Origin of the sequence: Dorea phocaeensis, from assembly GCF_900240315.1 — a bacterium.
Classification (GTDB): Bacteria; Bacillota; Clostridia; order Lachnospirales; family Lachnospiraceae; genus Dorea_B; species Dorea_B phocaeensis.
In genome coordinates this window covers 712,474-730,507 of record NZ_OEPZ01000001.1, presented here as the reverse complement: position 1 = coordinate 730,507, position 18,034 = coordinate 712,474, and the positions used below count along the sequence as shown (strand labels likewise).

17 protein-coding genes are annotated in these 18,034 nt (G+C 41.6%); 15 read left to right on the top strand and 2 right to left on the bottom strand.

Annotation, left to right across the window (positions count from 1 at the left end; all coding sequences use genetic code 11):
- The first annotated feature begins 88 nt into the window (after positions 1 to 88).
- Together C0979_RS03425 and C0979_RS03420 are read left to right on the top strand one after the other, a co-directional pair.
- Positions 89 to 739 (top strand): HAD family hydrolase, encoded by a 651-nt coding sequence (locus C0979_RS03425; RefSeq protein WP_101694648.1) that lies wholly within the window; start codon positions 89 to 91, stop codon positions 737 to 739.
- A gap of 35 nt (positions 740 to 774) precedes the next feature.
- On the top strand, positions 775 to 1,038 hold the full coding sequence (locus C0979_RS03420) for a glyoxalase (protein WP_101694647.1): 264 nt from the start codon (positions 775 to 777) through the stop codon (positions 1,036 to 1,038).
- A 14-nt stretch (positions 1,039 to 1,052) separates the two neighbouring features.
- Here C0979_RS03420 and C0979_RS03415 read toward each other — a convergent pair whose 3' ends face one another.
- A complete protein-coding gene (locus C0979_RS03415) occupies positions 1,053 to 1,487 on the bottom strand; it encodes a hypothetical protein (RefSeq protein WP_101694646.1) in 435 nt (144 codons plus the stop codon).
- Positions 1,488 to 1,630: 143 nt separating this feature from the next.
- Here C0979_RS03415 and pth point away from each other — a divergent pair, with 143 nt between their 5' ends.
- From pth to C0979_RS03400, 3 genes are read left to right on the top strand one after another with little or no spacing between them, the layout of a single operon-like run.
- On the top strand, positions 1,631 to 2,215 hold the full coding sequence (pth, locus tag C0979_RS03410; protein WP_101694645.1) for an aminoacyl-tRNA hydrolase: 585 nt from the start codon (positions 1,631 to 1,633) through the stop codon (positions 2,213 to 2,215).
- Between the two features lie 2 nt (positions 2,216 to 2,217).
- Positions 2,218 to 5,559: a transcription-repair coupling factor gene (mfd, locus tag C0979_RS03405; RefSeq protein ID WP_101694644.1), complete on the top strand. Its 3,342-nt coding sequence runs from the start codon at positions 2,218 to 2,220 to the stop codon at positions 5,557 to 5,559.
- 55 nt (positions 5,560 to 5,614) lie between these two features.
- Entirely contained in the window at positions 5,615 to 6,676 is a 1,062-nt protein-coding gene (locus C0979_RS03400) for a peptidylprolyl isomerase (RefSeq protein ID WP_101694643.1), read from the top strand.
- A gap of 92 nt (positions 6,677 to 6,768) precedes the next feature.
- Here C0979_RS03400 and C0979_RS03395 read toward each other — a convergent pair whose 3' ends face one another.
- Entirely contained in the window at positions 6,769 to 7,215 is a 447-nt protein-coding gene (locus C0979_RS03395) for a GatB/YqeY domain-containing protein (protein ID WP_101694642.1), read from the bottom strand.
- Between the two features lie 170 nt (positions 7,216 to 7,385).
- On the opposite strand from C0979_RS03395, the gene C0979_RS03390 reads away from it, so the two are divergent.
- The 10 genes from C0979_RS03390 to scfB all read left to right on the top strand — a co-directional run bounded on the left by C0979_RS03390 (position 7,386) and on the right by scfB (position 18,029).
- Positions 7,386 to 8,237, top strand: coding sequence for an N-acetylmuramoyl-L-alanine amidase (locus C0979_RS03390; RefSeq protein WP_200816237.1), 852 nt, complete (start codon positions 7,386 to 7,388; stop codon positions 8,235 to 8,237).
- A gap of 109 nt (positions 8,238 to 8,346) precedes the next feature.
- Positions 8,347 to 8,490: a recombinase family protein gene (locus C0979_RS12450; RefSeq protein ID WP_306346030.1), complete on the top strand. Its 144-nt coding sequence runs from the start codon at positions 8,347 to 8,349 to the stop codon at positions 8,488 to 8,490.
- The gene (locus C0979_RS03385; protein ID WP_306346029.1) at positions 8,474 to 8,902 is read left to right on the top strand and encodes a recombinase family protein; all 429 of its coding nucleotides are present in this window, start codon (positions 8,474 to 8,476) and stop codon (positions 8,900 to 8,902) included. The genes C0979_RS12450 and C0979_RS03385 overlap by 17 nt, the downstream gene beginning before the upstream one ends.
- 215 nt (positions 8,903 to 9,117) lie before the next feature.
- Positions 9,118 to 12,321 carry an SHIRT domain-containing protein gene (locus C0979_RS03380; protein ID WP_159459845.1) on the top strand — a complete coding sequence of 1,068 codons (3,204 nt, stop codon included), beginning with the start codon at positions 9,118 to 9,120 and terminating at the stop codon, positions 12,319 to 12,321.
- 32 nt (positions 12,322 to 12,353) lie between these two features.
- Positions 12,354 to 15,149, top strand: a complete 2,796-nt coding sequence (locus tag C0979_RS03375; RefSeq protein WP_159459844.1) for an SHIRT domain-containing protein — start codon at positions 12,354 to 12,356, stop codon at positions 15,147 to 15,149.
- A 76-nt stretch (positions 15,150 to 15,225) separates the two neighbouring features.
- Positions 15,226 to 15,771, top strand: a complete 546-nt coding sequence (spoVT, locus tag C0979_RS03370; protein WP_101694640.1) for a stage V sporulation protein T — start codon at positions 15,226 to 15,228, stop codon at positions 15,769 to 15,771.
- 57 nt (positions 15,772 to 15,828) lie between these two features.
- A complete protein-coding gene (locus C0979_RS03365; protein WP_101694639.1) occupies positions 15,829 to 16,203 on the top strand; it encodes a TIGR04086 family membrane protein in 375 nt (124 codons plus the stop codon).
- A 72-nt stretch (positions 16,204 to 16,275) separates the two neighbouring features.
- Complete coding sequence (gene scfA / locus C0979_RS03360) at positions 16,276 to 16,419, top strand: six-cysteine ranthipeptide SCIFF (protein WP_101694638.1); 144 nt, start codon at positions 16,276 to 16,278, stop codon at positions 16,417 to 16,419.
- A gap of 16 nt (positions 16,420 to 16,435) precedes the next feature.
- The gene (locus C0979_RS03355; protein ID WP_101694637.1) at positions 16,436 to 16,618 is read left to right on the top strand and encodes a hypothetical protein; all 183 of its coding nucleotides are present in this window, start codon (positions 16,436 to 16,438) and stop codon (positions 16,616 to 16,618) included.
- Between the two features lie 16 nt (positions 16,619 to 16,634).
- Positions 16,635 to 18,029 carry a thioether cross-link-forming SCIFF peptide maturase gene (scfB, locus tag C0979_RS03350; RefSeq protein WP_101694782.1) on the top strand — a complete coding sequence of 465 codons (1,395 nt, stop codon included), beginning with the start codon at positions 16,635 to 16,637 and terminating at the stop codon, positions 18,027 to 18,029.
- Positions 18,030 to 18,034 lie beyond the last annotated feature (5 nt).

Here is an 18,034-nt window from a genome sequence, read left to right as displayed (position 1 = left end):
ATAGAGACAGAGTTTCTTATAAAATTCTATAATCTTCTCTTGCATTTTTGATACGTGCATACTATCATAATTGCATGGAGGAGATGTCATGATAAAAGCTTGTATATTTGACCTGGATGGAACACTGACGGATACGCTGGAGTCCCTGGCATATTCGGTGCAGTTAACGTTAGAGGAGATGGGACTTCAAAAGATTACGAAGGAACAGTGTAAAAGTTTTGTGGGGAATGGAGCGAGACGGCTGATGGAGCTCTCGCTTCAGGCTGCCGGAGCAGATCCGTGTGAGCGCCTGGAAGAAGGAATGCGGATATATGGACGTATATTTGACGCGAATTGTACATATCATGTAACACCTTATGAAGGAATTGTCAGTACCCTTAAGAACTTAAAAGATCGGGGAATCAAGACTGCAGTGCTGTCTAATAAGCCAGATAAGCAGGCAGATAAGGTGGTTCGGGAGATCTTTGGAGACGGTGTGTTCGATTTTGTGCAGGGTCAGAAGGAAGGCGTTAAGAGAAAGCCGGATCCGGAAGGCGTGTACCAGGCAGCGGAAGCGCTGGAAGTAAAGAAAGAGGAATGTCTTTATATTGGGGATTCCGAGGTGGATGTTGAGACGGGACACCGTGCGCAGGTTTCAACAGTTGCCGTATCCTGGGGATTCAGGGAGCGTAAAGAGCTTTTGGAAGCCGGAGCAGAGAGAATCATTGACAGACCGGAGGAACTGTTGCAGTTCGTATAAAGTGAGGAATATGTGATAAGGGAGGAACAAGGAACATGTATGAGTATGATGAAGAGTGTCTGAAGACGTTCTTAAGAGACCAGTCCAAATTATTCGATGAACCGGTGGCAGAGACACTGGAGGAAGCAGAAGCTTTCCTGGAAGACTGTATGGCGACAGTGGTGGAGAGCCTGGACGAGGTGAAAGAATTTCTGGAAGAAGAGGGTCTTGATATAGACGGAATGTCTATGGAAGAGATCGAAGAGGCATCTGAGGTGTTCGCACTTCCGGGAGGAAGATACCTGATCGTAGAAGGATAAGAGAAAAGCCGAAACTATTTGGTGGTTTCGGCTTTTTTTAATGCTTTCCGTATGGCGTCAGTAATGATCTGTGCCGTGTATGGACTGTCAGAGGAGTATTCAAGATTCTCCAGAGACTGTTTGGCGTAGATCTGCTCGGCAAGTTCTTCCAGAGTGGGCTGAATCAGCGGGTACATGGCAGATACGGATTCGTTTAGATTGGAAAAACGAATAGAATGAATACGGGATTCATCAACGGAGACCTCTACCTCCAGAGCATTGCTGCCGAGGGTAACGGTGGAAGTATAGCTCCCAGGTGTATATTTTGCTTCTTTGTCTGTGTGTTTCTCCCGTTCGGGAAGGAACATGAACAGAAGCAGCAGAATCAGTACAATGCCAAGTACCGCAAACACCGCTGTGTAGATGATCTCCTTCATATGCAATACGATAATTTTTGTTCTGGAACTCATAAGAGACCTCCTGTATGTGATATGATATGTTCTGCTTTCTATAATGTATGTGAGAAGCAGGAGGATTATTCGTTTCTTTTGCGTGACAAAAGGCGTACCATCCTGTAGAATGGAAAGGAAAACGAGAACGGAAGGTGAGAAAGATGTATATAATAGCAGGACTTGGAAATCCGACGGCGCAGTATGAAGGAACACGCCACAATGTAGGATTTGATGTGATAGATGTCATTGCAAAGCAATATAATATATCGGTGGATGTAAGGAAAAGCAGGGCATTCATCGGAAAAGGAATGATCGAAGGCCAGAAGGTGATTCTGGTAAAACCGCAGACGTATATGAATTTGAGTGGAGAGAGTATTCGTGGGTTAGTGGATTATTATAAGATTGATCCGGAGAATGAGCTGGTAGTAATTTATGATGATGTGAGTCTGGATGTGGGACAGCTCCGGATTCGGAAGAAAGGAAGCGCCGGCGGCCACAATGGAATAAAAAATATTATTGCACATCTGGGAACGCAGATATTTCCACGGATCAAGGTGGGCGTAGGAGAGAAACCAAAGAAATATGATCTCGCAGACTATGTGCTCGGGCACTTCTCAAAAGGTGAAAAGGAGCAAATGGAGGAAGGCTATCACAATGCAATGCGGGCGGTAGAATTGATGCTGACCGGTCGTATAGATGAGGCAATGAATGAATATAACCGAAAAGTAACGCCAAAGGAGACGTAAATATGCAGGCTTTGATTGCGCCGCTTAAGGAACTGGCAGAATACGAAGAATTATATAGAGAACGAAAGAAGGAACCGGGGATGCTTCGGGTAACGGGGTGTGTAAATTCTCAGAAAACTCACATGATGTATGCCCTGAGCGAGAATATCCGTTATAAAGTCGTGGTTTGTGCCGGTGAGTCGAAGGCAAAACAGGTCTATGAAGAATATCGTTTTCTGGATCCGCAGACTTATTTTTATCCGGCGAAGGATCTTCTTTTTTATCAGGCTGATTTAAGAAGTAAAGAACTGGTTCGCGAGCGGATGGAAGTGCTGCAGTCGGTGGTGGCAGGAGAAAGTCTGACGGTGGTGACAAGTTTTGATGCATTTATGGATGCATTGCTTCCAAGAGATGTCATTGCAGGACGGATGATTCGAATCAAACAGGACGATACACTGGATTTAGATGCGCTTGCACGAAAACTTGCAGATCTGGGGTATGACCGGGAGGTGCAGATTGAAGGACCGGGACAGTTTGCGGTCAGAGGCGGAATTCTGGACGTCTATCCGCTGACAGAAGAGCAGCCGGTGAGAATCGAACTGTGGGGGGAAGAGATTGATTCCATTCGTACGTTTGATCCAGAGACCCAAAGATCGATAGAAAATTTAGAAGAGGTGTGTATCTGTCCGGCAGAGGAATTTCCGAGGGAAGAGGAAACGGCGGTTTCGTTTCTGGATTATTTCCCGAAAGAGGAGACGATTCTCTTTTTAAATGAGCCGGTTCGCCTGGTGGAAAAAGGCCGCGGCGTAGAAGAAGAGTTTATGGAAGCTCAGAAGAAACGGGTGGAAGCCGGGTATGAGATGAAAGAAGGAGAGGTTCGTCTCTATCAGGCGGCAGAGATTTTGAAAAAAATAAATACCTACAGCAGTATCGGCTTTTTTGCGCTGGATATTCGATGCAAAGAATTGGTGATGCGCGGTACTTATGGGCTCCAGGCAAGAAGTGTCAATCCGTATAGCAGTAGTTTTGAGATGTTGACACAGGATTTGAAGCGCTATAAGAGAGAAGGATACCGGGTGGTGCTCTTATCCGGTTCAAGGACGCGTGCCAAACGTCTAGCGGAAGATCTAAGAGATTATAACCTGAGCAGTTTTTACAGCGAAGATATGGATCGTGAAGTGAAGCCGCAGGAAATTATGACGGCGTATGGGCATGTGGCAGAAGGGTATGAGTACCCAATGCTGAAGTTTACCGTAATCTCGGAGACGGATATCTTTGGAAAGATTAGGAAAAAGAAGAAGAGAAAAAAGTACGAAGGACAGAAGATTGCAAGTTTTGCAGAGTTAAAGCCGGGGGACTATGTGGTTCATGAGAACCACGGGCTGGGGATTTATCAAGGGATTGAGAAGATTGAAGTGGATAAGATCTCCAAGGATTATATGAAGATCTCCTATGCACAGGGCGGGAATCTTTATATTCCGGCAACTCAGCTTGACTTGATTCAGAAGTATGCCAGCGCCGATGCGAAGAAACCGAAGTTAAATAAGTTGGGAACCCAGGAATGGAATAAGACCAAGAGCCGTGTGCGTGGAGCGGTAAGGGAGATTGCCAAAGATCTGGTAAAACTTTATGCCGCAAGGCAGGAGCAGGAAGGATTTGTCTACGGGGAAGATACCGTCTGGCAGCGGGAGTTTGAAGAGATGTTCCCGTTTGAGGAGACGGAGGATCAGATGATGGCGATCGAAGCGGTGAAGCAGGATATGCAGAGCAGCAAGATTATGGACCGTCTGATCTGCGGAGATGTCGGATATGGGAAGACAGAGATTGCTATTCGGGCAGCATTTAAGGCGGTGCAGGAGGATAAACAGGTCGTTTATCTGGTACCGACAACGATTCTGGCTCAGCAGCATTATAATACCTTTGTTCAGAGAATGAAGGATTTCCCGGTGCGGATTGATCTGATGTGCCGGTTTCGGACACCTGCTCAGCAGAAAAAGACGGTAGAAGACCTGAAACGTGGTCTGGTGGATATTGTGATTGGAACTCATCGGGTATTGGGATCCGATATCAAATTTAAAGATCTGGGACTTTTGATTATTGACGAAGAGCAGCGATTTGGCGTGCAGCATAAAGAGAAGATCAAAAAGTTAAAGGAAAATGTTGATGTGCTGACGTTGACGGCGACGCCGATTCCGAGAACACTTCACATGAGCTTGATTGGCATCCGGGATATGAGTGTGCTGGAGGAGGCACCAAATGATCGGCTGCCGATTCAGACTTACATTATGGAATATAATGACGAGATGGTTCGGGAAGCGGTTGAGCGGGAATGCGCAAGGCAGGGTCAGGTATATTATGTTTATAATCGAGTGGAAGATATTGCGGAGGTTACTGCACATATCAAGAAGCTGGTTCCTGAGCTGACCGTAGAATTCGCGCATGGACAGATGAAGGAACATCAGCTGGAACGGATTATGTATGACTTTATGAACGGCGAGATCGATGTTCTGGTTTCTACGACCATTATTGAGACGGGACTTGATATTTCCAATGCAAATACGATGATTATCCATGATGCAGACAGGCTGGGATTGTCGCAGCTTTATCAATTAAGAGGCCGAGTTGGAAGATCGAATCGGATGGCGTATGCGTTCTTGTTATACCGACGAGATAAAATGTTAAAGGAAGTGGCAGAAAAGCGCCTGGCGGCAATTCGGGAATTTACCGATTTGGGATCTGGTTTTAAGATTGCCATGCGAGATCTTGAAATTCGCGGCGCCGGAAATCTTCTGGGGGCAGAGCAGCATGGGCATATGGAAGCGGTTGGATACGATATGTATTGTAAGATGCTCAATGAGGCGGTAAAGCTGCTGAAAGGAGAAATAGAAGAAGAGACTTTTGCTACGACGATGGATTTGAATGTGGATGCGTATATTCCGGATTCTTATATTGCCAATGAGTATCAGAAGCTGGATATTTATAAGAGGATTGCGGCTATTGAGAATGAGGAAGAGAAAGAAGATATGATCGAAGAGCTGATTGATCGGTTTGGAGATATTCCGAAAAAGGTGGAGAAGCTTTTGACGGTGGCAAGCTTAAAAGCGCAGGCGCGCAGGCTTTATGTAACGTCTGTAGAACAGAAAGGACAGATCTATACCTTCACCATGTATGAGAAGGCAAAGGTGCAGCCGCAGAAGATTCCGGAGCTGATCGCGAACTTTAAGGGAACGCTGGCTTTTCGGGCTGATGCGGAAAATCCAAGTTTCATCTATGAGAAGAAGATTCGAAATCGAAAAGAAAAGCCGGAAGACAGTCTGGAAGTCGTGAAAAAAGTGTTAAATGGTTTGAAAGCATTGATTGAATAGTAAAAACAGGATATAATAAAACAGTTAACGGGTACGAAGGAGGACATAAAAAGACATGAAAAAAAGATTCCTTGCACTGACATTGGCGGGCGGCTTGATGATCGGAACGCTCACCGGATGCAGCAGCGCAATCAAAGACAGCGATGTAGCACTGACTGTGGAAAAAGAAGAAGTAACGGCAGGAGTAGCTAATTTCTATGCCAGATATACACAGGCGCAGTACGAGACTTATTATGCCGAAATTCTGGGAGAAGATATGTGGAATTCCGAAGCCGAGAAAGGCAAGACTTATGAGGAGTCAGTTAAGGATTCCGTTCAGAAAGATTTGGAAGATATGATTCTCTTGGAAGCGCATATGAAAGAGTATGACGTAACGCTTACTGACGAAGAGAAGGCAGTAATTAAGAAAGCAGCAGCAGATTTTGATGAGGTAAACGGGCTGGAAGAGAAGGAGAAAGTCTCTGGGGCAGATACAAAGACGGTAGAGCGTGTGCTTACACTTATGGCAATCAGAGAAAAGATGGCCGGAGCTATCAAGGCAGGAGCAGACACGGAAGTCGCTGATGAAGAGGCGGCACAAAAGAGCATGCAGTATGTATTCTTTTCTTACAAGAATAAGGATGAGGAAGGCAATACAACGGAACTTTCTGATGATGAAAAGGCTGCAATGAAAGCGCAGGCAGAAAGCTTTGCAGAAGGAGTAAAGGCTGCGGACTTTGAGACTTTTGCGGGCGAGCAGAGTCTGGAAGTAAGCACGGCCACTTTTGATAAAGAGGCAACCGTTCCGACGGCAGATCTCTGTAAGGAAGCAGATGCACTGGCAGAAGGAGAGACAACAGGCGTTGTTGAGACGGAGGATGGCTGTTATGTCGCAAAGGTAACCAGTCTTTTTGATCAGGCGGCTACCGACAGCAAGAAGCAGAGTATTGTAGAGGAAAGAAAAAATGAACTTTACACCGATACCTGCAAGAAATGGAGAAAAGAAGCAGAGATTGAAGTGCATAAGAATGTGTGGAGAAAAATTGACTTTAATGATCTGAAGGTAACCATGAAAATGATGGAGACAGATCCATATGCTGACCAGGTGCAGACAGATGATGTGGCAGAAGGACAATAGACAAAAGTAAGGATAGTGTTCAGGAGTAAAGAGATAAAACCCCCGGCAGATTTTTCTGCCGGGGGTTTTGTACATTGCAATAAATAGAAATTCTAGTTCAGGTAAGACATCAAAGTCTCGTTAACCAGTTTTCCGTCCGCTTTTCCTTTTACTTTTGGCATCAGAACCTTCATAATACGACCCTTGTCTTTTGCAGTTGGAGTATCGATGGAAAGCTCAGTAAGTGTTGCATCGATGACGGATCGGATTTCTGTTTCATCCATCATTTTCGGTGCGTACTGCTCCAGAACAGCCAGTCGTTTTTGGCATTCCTCCAGAATATCGGTACGATCCTCTGGTGTCATTTCCAATGTTTCCTTCGTCTGTTTGATTTCCTTCATAATAACCTGAACCTCTTCTTCCTCTGTGAGGTCGGCGCGTTTGTCAATTGCTTTATTCTTCAGCGCTGCCAGAAGGGCGGATAAGGTTTCTTTGGTTTCTTTGTCTTTTGCCTTCATAGCGGCAACCATGGCGCTTCTTACTTCTTCAATTTTACTCATGATGATTCCTCCTGTTTGATGTTCATTTTTAACCTTTATTTTAACAGAATGATTCCAGAATTACAAATCTTTTGCGCAACATGTGGATTCCTGGCTGACAAAAGAGGTTTTGCTGCGGTAAAATAAAAGGAATAAAGAAGATAGAAGATAGAAGATAGGGGGCAAATGCAATGAGGACACAAAGAAATATGAGGACGCTGGTATGTGCGGCGCTTTTGTTTGGAATATTATTGACGGGATGTGGCGGCGAGAAGGAAAAAGAAAAGCAGGACGCATCAAAAAAGTCTCAGGAACAGCAGGAGATGCTGGAAAAAGAGCAGGACACGCAGGACGCTGAGGAAGAAAAAGAAATGGCAGAAGAACTGGAACAAGAACCACAGAAACCAGAGCAGAGACCGCAGACGGTCGTCATTGATCCGGGGCATTCAAAGGTGGTGGCAGCCGGAACAGAGCCGCTTGGACCGGGCTCTTTAGAGCAGAAGGCAGCAGATGCCTCCGGAACGGTGGGAGTCAGAACTGGGGTGCCGGAGTACGAGCTGACGCTGTCGGTTTCTCTAAAGCTTAGGGAAGAGCTAAAGCTTCGAGGATATACAGTTCTTATGACAAGGGAGTCAAACGATGTGCCGGTAAGCTGTGTGCAGCGAGCGGATGTGGCAAATCAGGCGGGAGCAGACGCATATGTCAGGATCCATGCAAACGGGGCGGAAAATCAGAGCGCGGTTGGAGCTATGACGATCTGCATCACACCGCAGAATCCTTATGTACCGGGGCTTTATGGAGAAAGTAGAAGACTTTCAGACTGTGTGATCGGGAAGTTTTGTGAAGCTGCCGGATGCGAGAATGACGGAGTGTGGGAGACGGATACCATGAGTGGAAATAACTGGAGCCAGGTTCCGACTACCATTGTGGAGATGGGATATATGACGAATCCAGAGGAAGATCAGAAAATGCAGACGCCAGAGTATCAGGCGCAGATGGTAAAAGGAATTGCGGATGGGCTGGACTTGTTCTTTGGCTATTAATCCGAAAATTTTAAAATGAAGTAGATGCTTTTGTTTATGAGGTTTTCATTTTCTAAGCGATAAGAAAATTATAATTTCTCTTATACTTTAATATTAAGGAGGAATTATAATGAAAAAATACGCTTATATTCGAGTTTCAAGCAAAGATCAGAATATTGCAAGACAAGTAGAAGCAATGCAGAGTATTGGGATTTTAGAAAAAGAGATGTTTATAGATAAACAATTCTATCGATCGTTTGGGACGAGATTATGACGAAATTCAGGAACAATGGCGTTATCTTACAAAAAAGGTAAATATTGATATTATCGTATTAGATTTTCCGCTTTTGGATACTAGAAATCAAGTGAATGGGATTACAGGAAAGTTTATAGCTGATTTGGTATTGCAAATACTCTCTTATGTCGCACAGGTAGAACGGGAAAATACCAGACAGCGGCAAGCAGAGGGGATACGAATTGCAAAAGAAAAAGGCATACGACTGGGGCGTCCACCGATTCCGGTTCCAAAAGAATTTGAAGAAATCTATCAATTATGGAAAGAAAATAAAATTAGTAAACGCAAAGGAGCAAGATTATTAAATACAAATCATAATACTTTTTCCAACTGGATAAATAAATACGAAAAAAGTGTTGAAAGTACTAGGTTTTCATGGGATAAAAAGTAGACTTTTGTTATCAGCGGTGTTAAAATTATAGATTGAGATAATATGAACGGTATTTACTGTTTACACATATAAATACAGAGAAAAACAGATATCTATGTAGTTTCCCTTAGAAATTAGTCTTATTATTTCATGGGATAAAAAGTCTGCTTTTCTTACCATTTCATTTATCTCTTAATATGTATTTTGGTTCAAAAATGAATAAGGAGGGAATGCGAATGAACCTGGCTAAGAAGATAACTGCATGGTTTCTTACATTGGTTATGGTATTAGGTTTGATACCTCAGACTGTATTCGCGCAAGAAACAGCTGCTTCTCCACTTCAATATGAGGTCTTGCAAGAAGTTAATGAAGACAAAACAGAAGCAACTATTTCTATAAAGTTTGCAGATACAGAAATCATTCAGTTAGAGAATGTAACATTGCCGGATGGTACAAAGAAAGCAGAAGATTTATCAGTTATTACTTATGCTGCGTCTGAAAATGGAACATATGATTTCAAGGTAAATTATTTGATGGATGGAACATCACAGGAAGAAACAATTCCTGTTGAAGTATCTGGATTAGAGGAAAAGAAAACGGATGAAGAAGTTTTACCAGCTTCAGAGGAAAATCCAATTTCTAACGGAACTACTTATGAAGTTTCTAGTGCGGATGAATTGCAGAATGCATTAGAAGAAATTAAAAATAATCAAGAGACAGAAGCAACAATTGTTTTAAGTGCTAATATTGGAAGTAATGTAAAATTTGTTGGTGTTGCGGATAAATCCATTATTGTAAAAAGTACAGAAGGTCAAAAATATGCACTTACTCTTGGAAGTGAATTAGTAGGTGATATTACATTAGACAATGTAAAGGCTTCTGCTGGAACGTTGTATTGTAGTGGACATAGAACGATTTTTACCGAGAATTGCGAATTTACTATTTCTGGTACACTTTACGGTGGCGGAAATAAAAAGACAGTCGCAAGCGTTTATGTCAAAATCAATGGTACAGGTAAGATTAATACTGCTGATTTAGAGAATGTTGTTATTGGCGGAAGTTACAAGGGGGCTGTAGAAGGCGACATTTATGTAGAGCTTGCGGGTAATATTAGTTATGGTAATAATGAAGGCGGAAATTATCTGGCGGCTACGAATAAAGCAACTGCTTACGGTGGAGACAAGCCTGGTGGCGGACCGCTTTATGTAGGCGGAAATGTAACATTGATTCTTGATAGTCCAGCGAAGGATACAAAACCACAGAATGTGATCGGTGCATATAATTCTCACGTTAAAGGGAATGTAACCGTACAGGTTAAATCTGGTTATTTTAATGGGATCAATGGTATGCGTGAAGACGCCGACCAGTCTATTGTGGACGGTAATATCCATATAATCGGCGGTGATCCCGCGTACGAAGACTCAGATCGTATTTGTCGCGTTGGTCATAACTGGGATATTACTGGTGCCGGAGAGCAAATCAATAATTCCGGTCGTCTATTTCAGGTGAAAGGCAATGTAACGATTGACACCTATGAAAATGTTTGGGGATGGGATAGGAACGGAACGCCTGACTATGACCCACCGGGGATTGTGGGCGCAGACTCCGCAGTGGTCGGTGGAGATGTGATCATCAATGTCCACGGCTCTCATTTGGAAGATATTACCGGTGTGGATGAGTCCATGGTAAGTGGCTCTCTTGTGAAAGGGAATGTTATTATTAATGCAACAAATGCAGAATTAAGAGACAAAGATAATACCAGTTATATCTATCCTATCAGTGACGGTACAATAGAGAAAAACGCAACAATCAACATGGATGGTGGTCAAGTTTCTCAAATTAATTGTAGTATTGGTACAACAAAAGGAAATACAACCGTTAATATTACAGGACAACCTAAATTTACATTGCTTACAGACGGGGTATGGGGACAAAAAGTCACAGAAAACAGCGCTGGTGATAAGTCGGTATTGAATTTGGATAAAGCAAGTACTTCTATTCCGATTGTGGGTTATTTCAAAACTGTAAATGTAATAAACGATTCAGATGTAATCTTAGGAAATGAGAATAAGAACGCATTTGGAACAGTTTATGATGTAAACATTAATACAAATGCTAAATTGACAACCAATAAACAAGCATATGCAAAAGGTGCTTTGAATATGGATCATGGCACATGGGTTGCAAATGGTTATCTATATATTACAAGTGCAACAAACACATCAAATTCCAAAATTGTAATGAATGACTATGCTGCATTTGGCTATGGATATAAAGATGATAATCCGCATGATAAAATCGCTGTAACAAGCAGTGATGATACATATATATTTAATGAACATGCCTTTATAAATAGAATCTATGGTAATGCTGAAATTGCAAATAGTACATGGAGTGTGTTTGTCCCAACTAGTATATATGGAAATTATAATGCTGCTTCAAGTAAATTAAATCTATTCGCTTTTACAGGCGATGAAAACTATCCTGATGAAACGATACCTTTAGAAATTTTGGGGACAGCAACAGGAAAAACGGCAGTAACTCTTGTTGATAAAAAAGACACTTCAAAAGAAGGTGAGCCGATTGTTGGACAGAATTATATCAATGCATTAAAGGTAAGTGAAAATACCTTTGAATTAGCAAATGAAAATGCAAAAACAAATGGTTTATATTTTAAGAAGCTTGCAGATGCAAACACAGAAGATAAATCAGATTACGATATGTGGCAGGTAGCCCAAAAAGATGAATACCAAGTTCTTTATTCATTTGAAAGTGGAACATCTGGAAAAACACTGCCATCTGAAGTGACTTCTTTATTACCAGAAGATTCTAAAATGTATTTTGAAGGAGATACAATCAACGCTATTCAACCAGAGAAAACCGAGGTTGAAGTATCTGATGGAACATGGCAATTTAATGGATATGACGAAGAAAATAAATTAGCAAACGCAACTAATGCGGATGAAAACAAAAACATCACTTTTACAGGTACATGGGAATTCAAGAGAAATGCAAGTGTGATCAATCTGGTTCCAACCATCAATGCAAGTGATAAAACAATTACAGTAGGAGATAACTTTGATCCACTAAAAGATGTAACTGCAACCGATGAGGAAGATGGCGATATTCCATTGACCATCGAAAATGTCATTAAAAATGAAGTAGACAATACGAAAGTTGGTGTTTATGAAGTTACTTATAAAGTGACAGATAGTCAAGGCGCTTCATCAGTGAAAACAATCAAAGTAACTGTAAAAGCCAAAGATACACTAGTAGTTCCAAGTGAACCAAACAAACCAGTTGTGCCAAATACATCTGTAAATGATAAAACTCCTAAGACAGGAGATAGCACAAACATGACACTTTGGACGTTAGTATTAATTGCTTCCGGTATTGCCTTTATTGGTGCGTATCGAAAAAGACGAAAAACAAATCGATAAAATGAAGAATGAGGAATAAGGAGTGAATAAAAGTGAATTTACCTAAGAAGATAATTGCAAGGGTTCTTACACTGGTTATGGTATTAGGTTTGATACCTCAGACTGCATTCGCGCAAGGAACAGATGCTTCTCCACTTCCATATGAAGCCTTGCAAGAAGTTAATGAAGATAAAACAAAAGTAGCTGCAAATCAAAACGATGAATTAAATGTGGACATTCAGTTAAAAGGAGCAACTTTCTTTGATGGTACTCCATGGAGCGGAACAACACAAACAATTCTAGAATATGATAGAGAAGTTCCATATAATGGATGGCAGTTAATGCAGCTGACTGTGGAAATTCCATATCAAGATGGTCTAGAAATAACGAGTATAGAGCCGTCTGCCGAATCTTTATATCCTGAGTATTCTGAAATTAAGAAAGATGATAAGAATTCTAAGTGGACATATACATTCTATTTTTATGATAATGGAACCTATAATTTTACAATCAACTATTCTTTGAATGGGACAGAACACTCCGTTACAAAATCGTATACGGTAGAAGGTTTAGTTTCTATCAAAGATGCGGCAATGCGTAGACATTTAATTAATAATTATGGTGAATTTACAGGATTAAGTCACCAGGGTGGACAATATGTTACAGAAGAGATTTTAGCAACTCCTCAATATGATCCATGGGGAGATCTTGTTTTTGATTTTGGTAAAGATGGAGATAATGGAAGTACAGCTAAATATACGACTTCATTAGATGGGTTACAATATTTAACAAATATTCATGGAATGTATTTGTTTGATTGTAGTAGATTGGCAAAAGGAGAAACAATTGAACCTATTACGAATACATATTATCCGAATTTGAAACAATTAAGAATAACTGAAATTAGTGACAATAGTACTAATTTGCCAAAAGATTCATATACTCCTGAAATGATTGCTAAAGCAATTAGCAATATGCCAAATTTAGGTGAATTATCTCTAAGTGGAACAGGCTTTAAAGATTTTCCTGTGGTTAGCCAATTGAATGGAGAATTATATTATGTAAAATGTAATTACAATGAAGTTGAATCTATTGAAGGTATCGAAAAACATAAAGAAATTGGAACGCTCGCTTTAGGACGTAATAAAATTAAATCTGTTGAACCATTAGGTAAATCTAAATTTGATAGCTTAAGATTTCTAGACCTGGGAGGCAATCAAATATTTGATTTAAGTCCAATGCAAACAACTCTGCCAAATAGTATTGTAGCAGGACGAACATTTAGTGCTAGAAGTCAAAGTATTACTTATGATAAAACAGTAATCACAACTTTAGAAAATGGCATGTATAAAGTTGAATTGCCAATGCCGATTGATATTGATGGCACATTAACGGATACTAGCTCTGTTAATGTTGAATTTGCAGACAATACTTCAAAGAGCTATACAACTTCTAAATTAAATGGAAAAACATATATTTATATTCCTGAGAATGATGTAAATAGCAAAAGTAAAAATCCATTTGAAAAAGCACAACTATCATTTTTATTTAATAACAACAAAGGCGCCGATTCTAGAACTAAAAGCTACTTTACTGGAACAGTTTCCTTTAAAATAAGTCCTTTTAAAGATGAATACCATGTAATCTATGATTTTATAAGTGGAACCAGAGGAAAAGCGCTTCCACCTGAGGTGACTGCTTTATTGCCAGAAGATTCTAATAAATACTCCGAAGGTGATACAATCAATGCAATTCAACCAGGGGAAACAAAAGTTGCAGTTACAGATGGTGCATGGACATTTAAGGGATATGATGCCGATAGCAAAATAGCAAGTGAAACGACAGCAGATGAAGACAGAAACATTAAATTTACAGGAACCTGGGAATTTGAATTAAATAGCTATTCGGTAAATTACAGCTTTAAATCTACAAACGAAGATGAAGAACTTCCAACAGAAATCAAAGATCAGTTACCAACAGCAGGAAGCATTAAGCATGGAAGTACAGTAACTGCACCGGATACAACATTTGATGATGTAGAAGTTGCAGATGGTGTATGGACATTTAAAGGCTGGACACCTGATCAATATGAGAACGTAACAGAGAATGTAGAGTTTGTTGGAACTTGGGAGTTTAAGAGAAATGCAAGTATGATCAATCGGGTTCCAACCATCAATGCAAGCGATAAGACACTTACTGTTGGAGATGAATTCGATCCACTAAAAGATGTAACTGCAACCGATGAAGAAGATGGCGGTATTCCATTGACAATAGAAAATGTGATTGAAAATGGAGTAAATACAAGTGAAGCTGGAGTATACGAAGTTACCTATAAAGTAATGGATAGCCAGGGAGCTTCTTTCATAAAGACGATTTATGTAACCGTTAATCCGAAAATGGAAGGTCTGAATCAGATTCCAACAATCGACGCAAGAGATAAGACAATCACAGTCGGAGATGAATTTGATCCATTAAAAGATGTAACTGCAACCGATAAGGAAGATGGTGATCTTACAAGCGTAATTGCAGTCTTGAAAAATGAGGTCAATACTACAAAAGCAGGAACATATGAAGTTACATATAAGGTGACAGATCGTCAAGGCGCTTCATCAGTGAAAACAATCAAAGTAACGGTAAAAGCAAAAGCTACACCGGTAGTTCCAAGTGAACCAAACAAACCAAATGATCTAAATAAACCAGTTGTGCCAAATGCATCTGTAAATGATAAGACTCCTGAAACAGGAGACAGCACAAACATGACACTTTGGATCTTACTGGTAATGGTTTCTGGTATTAGTGTTTTTGGGGTGTATCGAAGAAAACGACAAATAAATCAACATAAACGGTAAAATAAGGTATAAAATTCCTCCATTTACAGATACTATTTCCAAAAATGGAAAGTACAGTAAGTGGAGGAGTTTTTTTATGAAAGCAACGGGGATAGTCAGAAGAATCGATGATCTTGGAAGAGTGGTGATACCGAAAGAAATCAGGAGGACTTTGAGAATCCGGGAGGGAGATCCGTTGGAAATCTTTACAGACAGAGAAGGGGAAGTAATCCTGAAAAAATATTCGCCCATTGGAGAATTGTCAGCTTTTGCCGAACAGTATGCTAAGAGTCTGTCTCGGGTATTGAATTGTCTGGTGTTGATCTGTGATATGGATCAGGTGATTGCGGCAGCTGGAAGTGGAAAAAAGGACTGGAAGGAGCGATATATCAACCGGACATTAGAAAATGCACTTGCAGGCAGAAAGATGATTGCGGCATCGGAGGGAGAGACGGGATATGTGACTATAGATGAGAAGGCAGAAAATTATGCGCATGAGGTTTTATGGCCGGTAATCTGTGCAGGAGATGTAATCGGCGGGGTGATTTTGCTTGAAAAAGAAGCAAAGAAGCCCTTTGGAGAACTGGAGCAGAAGATGGCGCAGTGCGCAGCAGAATTTTTAGGAAGCCAAATGGAGCAGTAATAGGCATACCGGAAAGAAGTTCCGCATACGATGTGACAGAGACAAGGAGGGATGAGGATGGAAAAACATCTGCAAAAGGAATCGAAAGTGATGTGGGTTCTGAAATCGCTGTTGCTGTCTTATGTCATTACGGGAGTGTTGCTTCTTCTTTTGACTATAGCGCTTTACAAGCTGGAATTGAATGAGAAGACGGTGTCGGCAGCTATTATCGGAATTTATCTTACCTCTACACTGGCTGGGGGCGTTGTGATTGGAAAGATGGCGAAGACAAGAAGATTCTTGTGGGGAATGCTGCTTGGCACCGGCTATTTTGTGCTACTGCTTCTGATTACCCTTGGCGTTTATCATACGTTGAATGGAAGCGGAGGTAATTTGCTGACGGCATTCATCCTGTGTGCGGGAGGCGGTATGGCAGGAGGGATGATTTCGTGATAAAAGCATTGCGAAAATGAAGGGAAGATGGTATAATAACAGAAGTTAAGCAAAGTAAGGAGGAATGTGGACATGAAACACGTAAAGACATTAAATACACAGACGATGAACAACAACTTAAAGAAGAGTGGATGCGGTGAGTGCCAGACATCCTGTCAGTCTGCATGCAAGACATCCTGTACCGTAGGAAATCAGACTTGCGAGCAGAAGAAATAAGAAAGATTCAGGTCATATGGAATACTCGGAGACAGCGGTCTTAAGGGTCGCTGTTTCTTTTGCGTTACTGGCATCTCCGGGTAAAACGGATCTGGGCGAGAAATGTTGTGGACAAGGAAGAGAATCCGGCGGTAAAGTTCGGTGCTGTGTGAAAGCAGTATGCGGCACCGGCAGAGAAGCCGGAAGAATAGGAAAATAGAAAGGGGTATATGGCTGTGATTCACCAGTACCGTAATAATGGATATAATATTGTAATGGATGTGATAAGCGGAGCCGTTCACGTGGTGGACGACTTGTGTTATGACGTGATTGAGAGTTTAAACGAGCCTGGAAAAGACTATACAAAGGAAGAACTTTTGGAGCCTTCTGTTTTAGAAGGTGTGATTGAAAAGCTCAGCGGAACGTATCAGGAGTCAGAGATTCGGGACGCATTTTCTGACGTTGTGGAGCTGACAGAAGAAGGGAGACTGTTCGTTCCGGATACTTATGAATGCATGATTGATGAAGTAAAGAAGAGAAAGACGGTGGTAAAGGCTCTTTGTCTTCATATTGCGCATGATTGTAACCTGGCTTGCAAATACTGCTTTGCAGAAGAGGGGGAATATCATGGGAGACGCGCGCTGATGAGTTTTGAAGTGGGCAAGAAGGCGCTGGATTTTCTGATTGCAAATTCCGGCAACCGGAGAAATCTGGAAGTGGATTTCTTTGGAGGAGAACCGCTGATGAATTGGCAGGTAGTGAAAGACCTGGTCGCTTACGGAAGAGAGCAGGAGAAACTTCACGACAAACATTTCCGTTTTACCATTACGACAAATGGAGTGTTGTTAAATGATGAGATTCAGGAGTTTGTCAATAAAGAAATGGACAACGTAGTACTGAGCCTGGACGGACGAAGAGAAGTCAATGACCGGATGCGTCCATTTAGAAACGGAGCAGGAAGCTATAATCTGATCGTTCCGAAGTTCCAGAAGCTGGCCGAGAGCCGGAATCAGGAGAAGTATTATGTTCGAGGAACTTTTACCAGAAATAATCTGGATTTCTCAGAGGATATTCTGCACTTTGCAGATCTGGGATTCAAGCAGATGTCGATTGAACCGGTTGTAGGGGATGAGAGTGATCCGTACGCAATCCGTAAGGAAGATCTTCCGGTGATTATGGAAGAATACGACAAGCTTGCGAAGATGATGATTGAGCGGGAGAAAGAGGGAAAAGGGTTTAATTTCTTCCATTTTATGATAGACTTAGACGGTGGGCCGTGTGTGGCAAAACGCTTATCCGGATGTGGATCAGGAACGGAATACCTGGCTGTGACTCCGTGGGGGGATCTTTATCCGTGCCATCAGTTCGTTGGACAGGAAGAATTTCTGATGGGTAACGTAGATGAGGGAATTGTAAAGCCGGAGATTGCAGACGAGTTCAGAAGCTGCAATGTCTATTCCAAGGATAAGTGCAGGGATTGTTTTGCGAAATTTTACTGCAGCGGCGGATGTATGGCGAATGCCTATAATTTCCATGGCACCATTCATGATGCCTATGATATTGGCTGTGAAATGCAGCGCAAGCGTGTAGAATGTGCGATTATGATGAAGGCAGCCTTGGCTGACGTATAATACAT

Bases quoted from the DNA above. Each gene is read 5' to 3' on its own strand.
- C0979_RS03425 (WP_101694648.1), top strand. From the start codon at position 89: ATGATAAAAGCTTGTATATTTGACCTGGATGGAACACTGACGGATACG.
- C0979_RS03420 (WP_101694647.1), top strand. From the start codon at position 775: ATGTATGAGTATGATGAAGAGTGTCTGAAGACGTTCTTAAGAGACCAG.
- C0979_RS03415 (WP_101694646.1), bottom strand. From the start codon at position 1,487: ATGAGTTCCAGAACAAAAATTATCGTATTGCATATGAAGGAGATCATC.
- pth (WP_101694645.1), top strand. From the start codon at position 1,631: ATGTATATAATAGCAGGACTTGGAAATCCGACGGCGCAGTATGAAGGA.
- mfd (WP_101694644.1), top strand. From the start codon at position 2,218: ATGCAGGCTTTGATTGCGCCGCTTAAGGAACTGGCAGAATACGAAGAA.
- C0979_RS03400 (WP_101694643.1), top strand. From the start codon at position 5,615: ATGAAAAAAAGATTCCTTGCACTGACATTGGCGGGCGGCTTGATGATC.
- C0979_RS03395 (WP_101694642.1), bottom strand. From the start codon at position 7,215: ATGAGTAAAATTGAAGAAGTAAGAAGCGCCATGGTTGCCGCTATGAAG.
- C0979_RS03390 (WP_200816237.1), top strand. From the start codon at position 7,386: ATGAGGACACAAAGAAATATGAGGACGCTGGTATGTGCGGCGCTTTTG.
- C0979_RS12450 (WP_306346030.1), top strand. From the start codon at position 8,347: ATGAAAAAATACGCTTATATTCGAGTTTCAAGCAAAGATCAGAATATT.
- C0979_RS03380 (WP_159459845.1), top strand. From the start codon at position 9,118: ATGAACCTGGCTAAGAAGATAACTGCATGGTTTCTTACATTGGTTATG.
- spoVT (WP_101694640.1), top strand. From the start codon at position 15,226: ATGAAAGCAACGGGGATAGTCAGAAGAATCGATGATCTTGGAAGAGTG.
- C0979_RS03365 (WP_101694639.1), top strand. From the start codon at position 15,829: ATGGAAAAACATCTGCAAAAGGAATCGAAAGTGATGTGGGTTCTGAAA.
- scfA (WP_101694638.1), top strand. From the start codon at position 16,276: ATGAAACACGTAAAGACATTAAATACACAGACGATGAACAACAACTTA.
- C0979_RS03355 (WP_101694637.1), top strand. From the start codon at position 16,436: ATGGAATACTCGGAGACAGCGGTCTTAAGGGTCGCTGTTTCTTTTGCG.